Origin of the sequence: Streptococcus mitis, from assembly GCF_946190285.1 — a bacterium.
Taxonomy (GTDB): domain Bacteria; phylum Bacillota; class Bacilli; order Lactobacillales; family Streptococcaceae; genus Streptococcus; species Streptococcus mitis_CP.
The window spans coordinates 122,142-133,795 of sequence record NZ_CAMHZX010000006.1 but is presented as its reverse complement, the minus strand read 5'-3'; the positions used below and the strand labels follow the sequence as shown (position 1 = coordinate 133,795).

The 11,654-nt window shown below is 41.2% G+C and carries 13 protein-coding genes; 11 read left to right on the top strand and 2 right to left on the bottom strand.

All coding sequences use genetic code 11. The features are described 5' to 3' along the window. A partial coding sequence (locus N8L39_RS08180) for a MucBP domain-containing protein (protein WP_261039354.1) occupies positions 1-2,280 on the top strand: 2,280 nt, incomplete at its 5' end. Positions 2,281-2,576: 296 nt separating this feature from the next. Here N8L39_RS08180 and N8L39_RS08175 read toward each other — a convergent pair. Both N8L39_RS08175 and sstT read right to left on the bottom strand, forming a co-directional pair. Continuing rightward, positions 2,577-3,530 carry an aromatic acid exporter family protein gene (locus N8L39_RS08175; protein WP_261010592.1) on the bottom strand — a complete coding sequence of 318 codons (954 nt, stop codon included), beginning with the start codon at positions 3,528-3,530 and terminating at the stop codon, positions 2,577-2,579. A 67-nt stretch (positions 3,531-3,597) separates the two neighbouring features. Further along, complete coding sequence (sstT, locus tag N8L39_RS08170) at positions 3,598-4,803, bottom strand: serine/threonine transporter SstT (protein WP_261010593.1); 1,206 nt, start codon at positions 4,801-4,803, stop codon at positions 3,598-3,600. A 151-nt stretch (positions 4,804-4,954) separates the two neighbouring features. Here sstT and N8L39_RS08165 point away from each other — a divergent pair, with 151 nt between their 5' ends. The 10 genes from N8L39_RS08165 to N8L39_RS08120 all read left to right on the top strand — a co-directional run bounded on the left by N8L39_RS08165 (position 4,955) and on the right by N8L39_RS08120 (position 11,647). Further along, entirely contained in the window at positions 4,955-5,521 is a 567-nt protein-coding gene (locus N8L39_RS08165) for a mechanosensitive ion channel family protein (protein WP_261010594.1), read from the top strand. Positions 5,522-5,572: 51 nt separating this feature from the next. After that, positions 5,573-6,481, top strand: a complete 909-nt coding sequence (locus N8L39_RS08160; protein WP_004260845.1) for a magnesium transporter CorA family protein — start codon at positions 5,573-5,575, stop codon at positions 6,479-6,481. A 14-nt stretch (positions 6,482-6,495) separates the two neighbouring features. Then, a complete protein-coding gene (locus N8L39_RS08155; RefSeq protein WP_261010595.1) occupies positions 6,496-7,023 on the top strand; it encodes a YqeG family HAD IIIA-type phosphatase in 528 nt (175 codons plus the stop codon). A gap of 2 nt (positions 7,024-7,025) precedes the next feature. Further along, positions 7,026-8,132, top strand: a complete 1,107-nt coding sequence (gene yqeH, locus N8L39_RS08150; RefSeq protein WP_261010596.1) for a ribosome biogenesis GTPase YqeH — start codon at positions 7,026-7,028, stop codon at positions 8,130-8,132. 212 nt (positions 8,133-8,344) lie between these two features. Continuing rightward, on the top strand, positions 8,345-8,656 hold the full coding sequence (gene yhbY, locus N8L39_RS08145) for a ribosome assembly RNA-binding protein YhbY (protein WP_000060171.1): 312 nt from the start codon (positions 8,345-8,347) through the stop codon (positions 8,654-8,656). Positions 8,657-8,707: 51 nt separating this feature from the next. Beyond that, positions 8,708-9,337, top strand: coding sequence for a nicotinate-nucleotide adenylyltransferase (locus N8L39_RS08140; protein WP_261010597.1), 630 nt, complete (start codon positions 8,708-8,710; stop codon positions 9,335-9,337). After that, complete coding sequence (gene yqeK, locus N8L39_RS08135) at positions 9,337-9,930, top strand: bis(5'-nucleosyl)-tetraphosphatase (symmetrical) YqeK (RefSeq protein WP_261010598.1); 594 nt, start codon at positions 9,337-9,339, stop codon at positions 9,928-9,930. The genes N8L39_RS08140 and yqeK overlap by 1 nt, the downstream gene beginning before the upstream one ends. Further along, positions 9,931-10,431 carry a cysteine hydrolase family protein gene (locus N8L39_RS08130; protein WP_261010599.1) on the top strand — a complete coding sequence of 167 codons (501 nt, stop codon included), beginning with the start codon at positions 9,931-9,933 and terminating at the stop codon, positions 10,429-10,431. Between the two features lie 11 nt (positions 10,432-10,442). Then, positions 10,443-10,796 (top strand): ribosome silencing factor, encoded by a 354-nt coding sequence (gene rsfS, locus N8L39_RS08125; protein WP_023933751.1) that lies wholly within the window; start codon positions 10,443-10,445, stop codon positions 10,794-10,796. 110 nt (positions 10,797-10,906) lie between these two features. Beyond that, entirely contained in the window at positions 10,907-11,647 is a 741-nt protein-coding gene (locus tag N8L39_RS08120; RefSeq protein ID WP_306800157.1) for a class I SAM-dependent DNA methyltransferase, read from the top strand. Positions 11,648-11,654 lie beyond the last annotated feature (7 nt).

Sequence of the window (11,654 nt, the reverse complement as noted above, 5' to 3'; positions counted from 1 at the left end):
ACATTTGAAGATGGAAAAACTACGAAGACAGTAGAAAAAGTTGGAACATACACAGTAGCTAAAGATGGAACAGTAACGTTCACACCAGAGAAAACATTCGCTGGAACAGCACCATCAGTAACAGTAAAACGTGTAGATAAGAACGGAACACCAGTTACAGCAACATACACACCAACAGTAACATCAGTAGTACCAAATGGTGAAAACTCAGAGACTGAAGGACTAAAAGCACAGCCTCAAACTTCAACAATCGTGTTTGATAAGAAAGATGAAGATATAACTACAGTAAACTTCAACAAAGGTCATGAATCAGTAGCATTAGATCCAACAACGACAACATTAGTTGGAAAAGATGGATCACCAGCTACAGAAGTAAAAGTTCCAGGAGAAGGTACGTATACATTAGCTAATAATGTGATTACATTTACACCAGAACAAGACTTTGCTGGAAAAGCTACTGGAGTATCTGTACAAGTGAAAGATGCAAATGGAACAGTCGTAACGAAGACTTACACACCTACAGTTCGTCCAGTTACAACATTTGTTGATAATTCAGGAAACCCAATTACAGTTGACAAGAACAATACACCGGTTGTGCCTGAAGAAGATGGTAAACAACCGAATAAAGATATCTACGGATATAAATTTGTTCGTACAGAAACTGATAACAAAGGTAATACGAAACATGTTTACGAATTAGCTAAAGGTCAATCTGTTAAAGTCACTTATGAAACAACTACTGGAGAAGGATTGAAAGATCCAGCAACAGTACAACCAAAAGATACATTGGTAGGAACAGACTACGATGCTTCAACAGAAACAATCAAGTTAGAACGTATCGAAAAAGACGGTAAAGTATATCTACTGAAAGAAACAAAAGCTGGTTCAGCTTCTGAAACTGGTAAAGTAAGCGATAAAGAACAATCGATTACTTATGTTTACGAAGAAGTAAAAGAACCAGAAACAAAACGTACTTACGGAAGTGTAGTAGTTCTTTATACGGATCAATCTGGACGTCCTATTTCAGGTATTACCAATGAAGGTAAAGAAGTAGGAAGTACAGTAATCGACACACCAAATGCACCACTAAATACGAAATACGATACTACGGACAATAGACCACAGACTATTACTACAAAAGATGGTAAGGTTTATAAATTGAAGAAAGTAACGAAAACTTCTGATGCTGAACAATCAGGTGTTAAAGGTAGAACTTCTGTTGTAACTTATGTTTATGAAATGCTGAGTCCAACTCAAGAATTACCTGAAGCAAAAATTGGAGTAGTATTAGTTAACTATCAAGATGAAGATGGTAATCCAATTTCAGGAAAAACTCCAGAAGGAAAAGAAGTACCAAACGTAGTAGTAGATACAGATGCAGCATTAGTAGATACAGAGTATGATACAACTGACAATAAACCTTCAGTTATTATTGCTGAAAATGGTGATGTCTATGAACTTGTAAAAGTTTCAGAAACATCTGTTGAAAAAGGTGTAATTGTAGAAGGCGCAACAATCGTTGATTATATTTACCGTAAAGTAGTCACAACATTCGTTGACGAAAATGGTAAAGAAATTAAATCATCTGAAAAAGGAACAAAAGATAAAACAGATATCTCAGGATATGTGTTCAAAGAAACGAAGAAAGATGAAAAAGGAAATACAATTCATGTATATACTAAGAAATCTTCTTCAACACCGGATTCACCAAAACCTTCGAACCCTGAATCACCAACACCATCAAACTCTGATTCACCAAAACCTTCGACTAAGGAAGACGGTAAAACAACAGTTTGGAAAGATAAAGATGGCAATGTCATTAAGACAAAAGAAAATGGTAAGAAGGAACACTCTGCAATTGATGGATATGTATATGATCATTCTGAAGAAGATAAGGATGGAAATACTACTCATATTTATCGCAAAGTAAATTCAACTACTTCTGAAGTGAATGAAAAAGAAACTTCATATGTAGATGAAAATGGTAAGACTGTTCAAACAACGAAACAAGGTCAACATCCTCAAGATAGTATTCCAGGATATGAATTTGTTCGTACAGAAACAGATGGAAATGGCAATGGCAATGTACGTCATGTATATCGTAAGGTTCAATCGACAATTCCAGTTGAATCAGTTCAGACAGTAGCAGTGAAAGAAGCTGAAGCTAAACGTGAATTGCCAAATACTGGTACAGAAGATCACGTAAGCCTTGCAGTACTTGGACTTCTTGGTGCCTTGAGTGGATTTGGACTTCTTGCTAGTAAGAAGAAAGAGGACTAATCAATAGCATTGATGTTCATTGTTTGTAGTGAACAAGAAATCCTTAAAACTGATGAATCATTTGATTCATCAGTTTTTTTGCTCGTTATCAACTGTAGTGGGTTGAGGAAAAACTAAAATTGAGAGAGGACAAATAATAAGTTATAGTGAAAAAATCTCCAGACTAGAGAACTCAACGATAGTTCCTAATCTGGAGATTTCTTATTTGCACTTTGTTTGTATTGATTCGATCTATGGTAATTGAACTTCTTAAATATTTTCACTTTTCTGTCTGGTTTAGTATGACTGATTTCCCTTTACTGTCCATATTTTTGGTAAAAATCAACTTTGACTTGGATGAAGGTTTTGGCTTCACGTAGGAGTTGAAGAAGGGTGGCGCGAGTTTCAAATTCCTCTCTTGTCTTGGGTAGACTGCGGTTCCGGAAGACTTCCAGATAACGTTCAATTTCATCTAGCAAATCAGAAGCGGGATTGGTCTGGCTCAGTTGACCTGCAATTTTTGAAAAGAGTTGGGCCAAAATCAGGCTTTCACTGGCAGCTAGGTGACAGGTGTTGATTTGTTGGGCCATGTTTCGTAGGATGCGACTTTGTCGCTGTCTCATCTCAAAGTAGTGAATATGGTAATCGGTTTGGTGAAAGAGGTGGTCAGAGTGATCCAAATAGACTAGTCTGAGGGCTTCTTCCAAAAGAGTGTCTAATTCTTCTACTAGCTGTGCTCGGTTGCGTCCATCCCCTCTGGATAAATAATATTTGAAGCGCTGGAGAATATCTTTTAACTTTTCTTCTACCAATGTGTGGTAGTGATGAATTTCCTCTTCTCGTGAAGGCATGTAGAGATTGACAAGCAAGGCAAATCCTGTACCGATTGCAAAGAGAAGGAATTCATTGACTAGAAGGTCTGGAGAGGTTGATTTTTGCACCAAGAGATGGCTAACCAAAACGCTGCTTGGTGTGATGCCAATTTCCCAGCTCATCTTGTAGGCTAGAGGCACATAGAGGGCTAGATAGAGGCCAAGGCTCCAGATATGAAATCCGCTCAAGTGAAAAGCTAGAACACCGATAGCTAGAGCTAGGAGCATGGAAAAGAGGCGATTGCGGGCCAGTTTTAAGGTACTTCTACGAGTATCGGATAGGCTTAAGAGGGCTATGATTCCAGCCGAGACAGCTGAGGAGAGATTGAGAAAATAAGCAAGAAGGCAGGCAAGACAGGTAGCTAAGATGAGTTTTGTCGTACGTTGGCTAATAGACATAAAGATTTCCTAGTAAGTTAGAATAGAAGCGGAAAAGACAAGACCTGAGTAGGCTTGTCTTTATGAGTTATTTTTTACGGGCTGCTGCGTATTCGGCAACGGCAGTAAAGAGGACATCTGTAGAAGAGTTGAGGGCTGTTTCGCATGAGTCTTGGATGACCCCAATCACAAATCCAACACCGACAACTTGCATGGCAATATCGTTAGAAATACCAAAAAGGCTACAAGCAACTGGGATAAGAAGGAGGGATCCTCCGGCAATACCAGAAGCACCACAGGCTGAGATAGCTGCTACTACACTGAGTACAAAGGCTGTCGCAAAGTCAACAGGGATTCCCAAAGTATTTACTGCAGCAAGCGTTAGAACATTAATGGTAATTGCTGCCCCGGCCATATTGATAGTAGATCCAAGTGGGATAGAAACTGAATAGGTATCTGGATCCAGTCCAAGGTCGTGACAAAGTTTCATGTTGACAGGGATGTTAGCTGCAGAACTACGAGTAAAGAAGGCTGTCACACCGCTGACACGCAAACATTTCCAAACGAGGGGATAAGGATTTCTCTTCATAAAGAGGAAGGCAATTAGTGGATTGACTACCAGAGCTACAAAGAACATGGTTGTCACCAAGAGGGCAAGCAAGATTCCATAGTTGGCTAGACTGCCGATTCCCTTATCAGAGATGGTTTTGAAGACAAGACCAAGAATACCAAATGGAGCTAGGTTGATGATCCATTCGACAATCTTAGAAGTCACATCAGCCATGGTTTTAAGCAATTCTTTACTGTTTTTGCTGGCCTCTCTCATAGCAATCCCGAAAATAACTGCCCATGATAGGATACCGATGTAGTTGGCAGTAATAAGGGCATTGACTGGATTGTCAACCAGTTTGAGCAAGAGGTTGCTGAGGACCTGGCCAATTCCATCTGGTGGTGTGATTTCTGTATTGGTACTATTTAAGGTAATCTCAACAGGGACGATGAAACTTGCTAGGACAGCAACAAGTGCCGCTGCAAAGGTTCCTACCAAGTAAAGGAAGATAACCGTTTTCATGTTGCTATCTTGTCCCTTTTGATGTTGGGAAAGGGCGTTAGCAACGAGGGCAAAGACTAGAATAGGTGCGATGGCTTTTAGACCGCCAACAAAGAGATCTCCGAGTAGACCAATTCCTGAAATGTTAGGAAGTGTCAGTCCTAGGGTTCCTCCAATAAGCATACCAATCAAAATCCGTTTGATTAGGCTTGCCTTATTCCAAGCATGAATGATTTTTTTCATAACAATCTCCTTTGTTGTGTAATGTTTATGATTATAGTATAAATATGAGCTAAAATCAAGAATTTTCTGTCTATTTTGGCTATTATTTTTGAATATTTATGGAGATTCATCACTTGTGAAAGTATGGTATAATAAATGAAAGGAGTTTTCTATGCAAGAATTTATTCAAACCTACCTCAATAAGCTTGATATAACAACGATTATTGAGAATATCTTAACCAAGTTACTTTCTCTGTTATTCCTATTTTTACTATTTTATATAGCTAAGAAACTGCTCCATACCATGGTGCAGAGAATTGTTAAACCTTCTCTAAAAATGTCTCGTCATGATGCCGGGCGTCAGAAAACCATCTCACGTCTGTTAGAAAATGTGTTTAATTATACCCTTTATTTCTTTTTACTCTACTGCATTTTGTCGATTTTAGGTTTGCCAGTTTCTAGTTTGCTGGCAGGTGCTGGGATTGCTGGGGTGGCTATTGGGATGGGAGCCCAAGGCTTTCTGTCTGATGTTATCAATGGTTTTTTCATCCTCTTTGAACGTCAACTGGATGTGGGAGATGAGGTCGTTTTGACAAATGGGCCCATTACTGTATCGGGCAAGGTGGTTAGCGTTGGCATTCGAACAACGCAACTCAGAGGAGAAGATCAGGTTCTGCACTTCGTTCCCAATCGGAATATCACCGTCGTCAGCAATTTCTCTCGGACAGACCAGGTCTGAAATTTTAGCAGATTTATGGTACAATAGAAAGAGTTTGGTAAAGGAGAGAAGATGTTTTTAGAAAAACAGTTGGGCAATGGTTGTACCTGGATTAACCTAGATTTAGACAAGTTGAAAAAACTAGAGGACCTTTCTGAAATCTACGGTTTGGACAAGGAAACCATCGAATATGCGCTGGATAGGAATGAGCGTGCCCACATGGATTATCACCGTGAAAATGGGACTGTGACCTTTATCTACAATGTCTTGAACTTGAAAAAGGATAAGGCATACTATGAAGCTTTTCCCATGACCTTTATCGTGGAACATCGTCGCCTGATTACCATTAGTAATACCAAGAACGCCTATGTCATTGAACAGATGACCCGTTATCTGGAGAGTCATGACATGCTTTCGATTTACAAGTTTCTCTTTGCCAGTCTGGAAATTATCAGCAATGCCTACTATCCTGTCATCGAGCAGATGGATAAGAGTAAGGACGAGGTCAATGGGCTCTTGCGCCAGCGGACGACTAAGAAAAATCTCTTTGCCTTGTCCGACTTGGAGACTGGTATGGTTTATCTTACTGCGGCTGCCAAGCAAAATCGCATGTTGCTGGAACATATTCAAGGGCATGCCCTCTATCGCAGTTTTAACGAGATTGAGAGAGAGCAGTTTGATGATGCCATGATTGAGGCTCATCAGCTAGTATCCATGACAGACTTGATTTCTCAAGTTCTTCAACAACTATCAGCATCTTACAACAATATCCTAAATAATAATCTGAATGATAATTTGACAACCTTGACTATCATTTCAGTCTTGTTAGCTGTTTTGGCAGTCGTGACAGGCTTTTTCGGAATGAATGTTCCGCTCCCTTTAACAGATGAGCCCCATGCTTGGCTCTACATTAGTTTGGCCAGTGCTGGTTTGTGGATTGTCCTGTCATTGTTGCTAAGGAAAATTGCTAAAAAAAGTTAAGAAAAGGAGCCAGAATGGCGATTGAAAATTACATGCCAGATTTTGCTGTGGAAGCAGTCTATGATCTGACAGTCCCAAGTCTGCAGGCGCAGGGAATCAAGGCTGTTTTGGTCGATTTGGATAATACCCTCATTGCTTGGAATAATCCTGACGGGACGCCAGAAATGAAGCAATGGCTACATGATCTCCGTGACGCGGGTATTCGCATCATTGTGGTCTCAAATAACACTAAGAAACGCGTCCAACGAGCAGTTGAGAAGTTTGGGATTGATTACGTTTATTGGGCCTTGAAGCCCTTCACATTTGGGATTGATCGTGCCATGAAGGAATTCCACTATGAGAAAAGCGAAGTGGTCATGGTTGGCGACCAGCTCATGACAGATATTCGAGCAGCCCACCGTGCTGGCATTCGCTCGATTTTAGTCAAACCCTTGGTCCAACATGACTCGATCAAAACGCAAATTAACCGAGCTCGTGAGCGCCGTGTGATGCTAAAAATCACTGAAAAGTACGGACCGATTACATATAAAAAAGGAATTTAACTATGGAAGAAATTCTCTGTATTGGTTGTGGAGCAACCATTCAGACGACAGACAAGGCTGGTCTTGGATTTACCCCCCAGTCGGCACTTGAAAAAGGTTTGGAGACGGGCGAAGTCTATTGTCAACGCTGTTTCCGTCTCCGCCACTACAATGAAATCACGGATGTCCAGTTGACGGACGATGATTTCCTCAAGCTCTTGCACGAGGTGGGAGACAGTGATGCCTTGGTGGTCAATGTCATTGATATCTTTGATTTTAATGGCTCTGTTATCCCAGGCTTGCCACGTTTTGTCTCAGGCAATGATGTCCTTTTGGTAGGAAATAAAAAAGATATCCTCCCTAAGTCAGTTAAGCCGAGCAAGATTAGCCAGTGGCTCATGGAACGTGCCCACGAAGAAGGACTTCGTCCAGTCGATGTCGTCCTAACTTCAGCACAAAACAAACATGCCATTAAGGAAGTCATTGACAAGATTGAACACTACCGTAAGGGCCGTGATGTCTATGTGGTCGGTGTGACCAACGTTGGAAAATCAACTCTTATCAATGCTATTATCCAAGAAATCACGGGTGACCAGAACGTGATTACAACTTCACGTTTCCCAGGAACAACCTTGGACAAGATTGAGATTCCGCTTGACGACGGATCTTATATTTACGATACACCGGGCATCATCCACCGTCACCAAATGGCCCACTACTTGACGGCCAAAAATCTCAAGTATGTCAGCCCTAAAAAGGAAATCAAGCCTAAGACTTATCAGCTCAATCCTGAACAAACCCTGTTTTTAGGTGGTCTCGGACGCTTTGACTTCATTGCGGGTGAAAAGCAAGGTTTCACTGCCTTCTTTGACAATGAACTCAAACTCCACCGTACCAAGCTTGAAGGAGCTAGTACATTTTATGATAAGCACCTTGGAACCCTTCTGACACCACCAAATAGCAAGGAAAAAGAAGATTTTCCAAAACTAGTCCAGCATGTCTTTAACATCAAGGACAAGACAGACCTAGTCATCTCAGGCCTAGGCTGGATCCGCGTAACAGGCACCGCCAAAGTCGCCGTCTGGGCACCAGAAGGCGTCGCCGTCGTCACACGAAAAGCAATTATTTAAAATAAAATCACTGAGCGAACAAAGTGAGCTCATAAAAAGATAGTTATTGCCGTGGTGTCTTGCCAATCGATAGATTGGCAAGGGGCACAATTGAGACCAAGGCTCAATTGTGAGGTCAGGAAATCCATTTTTCAAAGATGAGATCTTTGGAAAATTAGTTCCGACCGTCCCTCACCACCTAAAATAACTATCAAAAAAACAAGGAAGAAATTATGTCATTAACATCAAAACAACGTGCCTTCCTCAACAGCCAGGCACACACACTCAAACCCATCATCCAAATTGGAAAAAATGGCCTTAACGATCAAATCAAAACCAGCGTCCGTCAAGCTCTTGACGCACGCGAATTGATTAAGGTAACTCTTTTGCAAAACACAGATGAAAATATCCACGAAGTAGCTGAAATTTTGGAAGAAGAAATCGGTGTGGACACAGTCCAAAAAATCGGACGCATCTTGATCTTGTATAAACAATCTAGCAAGAAAGAGAATCGCAAGATTTCTAAAAAAGTCAAAGAAATCTAAACAAACTACTCCAAACAACTGTTTTTACAGAGAAATAAAGGAGACTAGCCTATGGCAATCGAACTATTGACTCCCTTTACCAAGGTAGAGTTGGAGCCAGAAATCAAGGAGAAAAAACGTAAACAAGTCGGGATTTTAGGGGGGAATTTTAACCCTGTTCACAATGCCCATCTGATTGTTGCGGATCAAGTGCGCCAGCAGTTGGGACTAGATCAAGTTCTGCTCATACCTGAATACCAACCTCCTCATGTAGATAAAAAGGAAACAATCCCTGAACACCATCGTCTCAAGATGCTTGAGTTGGCGATTGAGGGGATTGAAGGTCTGGACATTGAAACTATTGAGATGGAGCGCAAGGGCATTTCCTATACCTACGACACTATGAAGATTTTAACAGAGAAGAATCCAGATACGGATTATTACTTTATCATCGGCGCCGATATGGTGGACTATCTGCCTAAGTGGTACCGAATTGATGAACTGGTAGACATGGTTCAGTTTGTAGGAGTTCAGCGCCCACGCTACAAGGCAGGGACTTCCTATCCCGTTATCTGGGTGGATGTGCCTCTCATGGATATCTCGTCCAGCATGGTGCGTGACTTCCTTGCCCAAGGACGAAAACCCAACTTTCTCCTACCTCAGCCGGTGCTAGACTACATCGAAAAGGAGGGACTCTACTGATGGCCTATCAAGACTATATCAACTGTTCCCGTGAGGCTTTGTTGGAAAAAATGGCAGAGCTTCTACCTGAGAAACGGTTAACCCATTGCTTGGGTGTGGAGCGTGCAGCCATAGAACTGGCTCAGCGATTTGGAGTCGATACCGAGAAAGCAGGTCTTGCAGGCCTTCTTCATGACTATGCTAAAAAGCTGTCAGATCAGGAATTTCTAGACTTGATTGACCGTTATCAGCTAGACCCTAATCTCAAAAACTGGGGCAATAATGTCTGGCATGGCATGGTCGGAATTTACAAGCTTCAGGAAGATTTGGATTTGCATGATTCAGAAATCTTGCGAGCTATTGAAATCCATACAGTTGGGGCTGACCAGATGACCGACCTAGACAAAGTCATCTATGTCGCAGACTATATCGAGCACAATCGTGCCTTTCCTGGAGTAGATGTGGCGCGTGAGATTGCAAGTTTGTCACTTAATAAGGCAGTAGCTTATGAGACAGCTCGCACTGTGGAGCATCTAGCTCATCAGGGATTCCCTATCTATCCCCAAACCCTTGAAACCTATAACGCCTTTGTGCACTATTTGAAAGAGAACTAAATGAAGACAGCTTTTATAATCATTGATGTTCAAAATATTTTAGTGGAAACCGGTTTTCAGACAAATAGTCTATTGGAAAAAATTTCTTATTTACAAAACCAGGCTAGAAGTAAGAATATTGAAATTATTTATGTTCAACATATTGAGAACGCTGAAGCTCAAACATCAGAAGATTGGCAGTTATCTGAGCTTTTAAACCGAAAACCTGATGAAAAGGTCTTTCAGAAGAAGTATAACAGTATTTTCAAAGAAACTGGTTTAAAAGAATACTTGGATAAACAGGGGATTGAAAAATTAGTTTTATGTGGTATGCAGACAGAATATTGTGTGGATACCTCTGTCAAGGTTGCCTTTGAATATGGCTATAAGCTGATTATTCCAGAAGGTGCTGTCACAACTTTTGATGGGGATGACATTCCAGCAGAAACGATAAATGAATTTTATGAGGACATTTGGGAGGATCGCTTTGCAGATGTCCTAGATTATAAAAATATTTTTTAAAAGAGGACTAAATGAACGAAAAAGAATTATTAGAACTAGTCGTGAAAGCGGCTGATGAGAAACGTGCGGAGGATATCCTCGCACTTGACGTACAAGATTTGACCAGCGTGACTGACTACTTTGTTATCACTAGTTCAATGAATAGCCGTCAGTTGGATGCTATCGCTGACAATATCCGTGAAAAAGTAGCGGAAGCTGGTTTTAAAGGCAGCCATATCGAAGGCGATGCAGCTGGAGGATGGGTCTTGCTAGACCTCGGTGCTGTCGTTGTGCATATCTTCTCAGAAGAAATGCGTGCCCATTATAACCTAGAGAAGCTATGGCATGAGGCGGATTCAGTAGATTTATCTGAAACTCTTGCTTAGAAGACGAACTCAGTTGCAGTCAACTGGGTTTCTTTGCTTATTTTAGAAGAAAATTGATAGAAAGGTGAGGGCTAGTGGTGTTTGCCATGGAGGCTCTTGGTATCATGATTATGGCAACTTATGAAACTTTTGCGGCGGTCTATGATGCAGTCATGGATGACAGTTTATATGACAAATGGACTGATTTTTCGCTGCGTCATTTGCCAAAAACTAAGGAGAGAAAGAAACTCTTGGAATTGGCTTGTGGGACAGGAATTCAATCTGTGCGCTTCTCTCAGGCTGGTTTTGATGTGACTGGACTGGACTTGAGTGCAGATATGTTGAAGATTGCCGAAAAGAGAGCGACTTCAGCCAAGCAAAAGATTGAATTTATTGAAGGCAATATGCTGGATTTGTCCAAGTCAGGTCAATATGATTTTGTCACGTGTTATTCGGACTCTATCTGCTATATGCAGGATGAGGTGGAAGTAGGGGACGTCTTTAAGGAAGTCTATAATGCTCTCAACGAAGATGGCATCTTCATCTTTGATGTGCATTCGACCTACCAGACAGACGAAGTTTTTCCAGGCTATTCTTATCATGAAAATGCAGAAGATTTTGCAATGCTCTGGGATACTTATGAGGATGCAGCACCTCACTCCATCGTCCATGAACTGACTTTCTTTATCAAGGAGGCTGACGGCTCCTTTAGTCGCCACGATGAAGTGCATGAGGAACGGACATACGAGGTCTTGACCTATGATATTTTGCTGGAACAGGCTGGTTTCAAGTCCTTCAAACTCTATTCGGACTTTGAGGACAAGGAGCCAACAGAAACCAGTGCCCGTTGGTTTTTTATCGCACAGAAGTAGGAGATCA

What these genes read in the sequence shown, in the direction of transcription:
- N8L39_RS08175 (WP_261010592.1), bottom strand. Translation starts at nt 3,530, where the DNA reads ATGTCTATTAGCCAACGTACGACAAAACTCATCTTAGCTACCTGTCTT.
- sstT (WP_261010593.1), bottom strand. Translation starts at nt 4,803, where the DNA reads ATGAAAAAAATCATTCATGCTTGGAATAAGGCAAGCCTAATCAAACGG.
- N8L39_RS08165 (WP_261010594.1), top strand. Translation starts at nt 4,955, where the DNA reads ATGCAAGAATTTATTCAAACCTACCTCAATAAGCTTGATATAACAACG.
- N8L39_RS08160 (WP_004260845.1), top strand. Translation starts at nt 5,573, where the DNA reads ATGTTTTTAGAAAAACAGTTGGGCAATGGTTGTACCTGGATTAACCTA.
- N8L39_RS08155 (WP_261010595.1), top strand. Translation starts at nt 6,496, where the DNA reads ATGGCGATTGAAAATTACATGCCAGATTTTGCTGTGGAAGCAGTCTAT.
- yqeH (WP_261010596.1), top strand. Translation starts at nt 7,026, where the DNA reads ATGGAAGAAATTCTCTGTATTGGTTGTGGAGCAACCATTCAGACGACA.
- yhbY (WP_000060171.1), top strand. Translation starts at nt 8,345, where the DNA reads ATGTCATTAACATCAAAACAACGTGCCTTCCTCAACAGCCAGGCACAC.
- N8L39_RS08140 (WP_261010597.1), top strand. Translation starts at nt 8,708, where the DNA reads ATGGCAATCGAACTATTGACTCCCTTTACCAAGGTAGAGTTGGAGCCA.
- yqeK (WP_261010598.1), top strand. Translation starts at nt 9,337, where the DNA reads ATGGCCTATCAAGACTATATCAACTGTTCCCGTGAGGCTTTGTTGGAA.
- N8L39_RS08130 (WP_261010599.1), top strand. Translation starts at nt 9,931, where the DNA reads ATGAAGACAGCTTTTATAATCATTGATGTTCAAAATATTTTAGTGGAA.
- rsfS (WP_023933751.1), top strand. Translation starts at nt 10,443, where the DNA reads ATGAACGAAAAAGAATTATTAGAACTAGTCGTGAAAGCGGCTGATGAG.
- N8L39_RS08120 (WP_306800157.1), top strand. Translation starts at nt 10,907, where the DNA reads ATGGCAACTTATGAAACTTTTGCGGCGGTCTATGATGCAGTCATGGAT.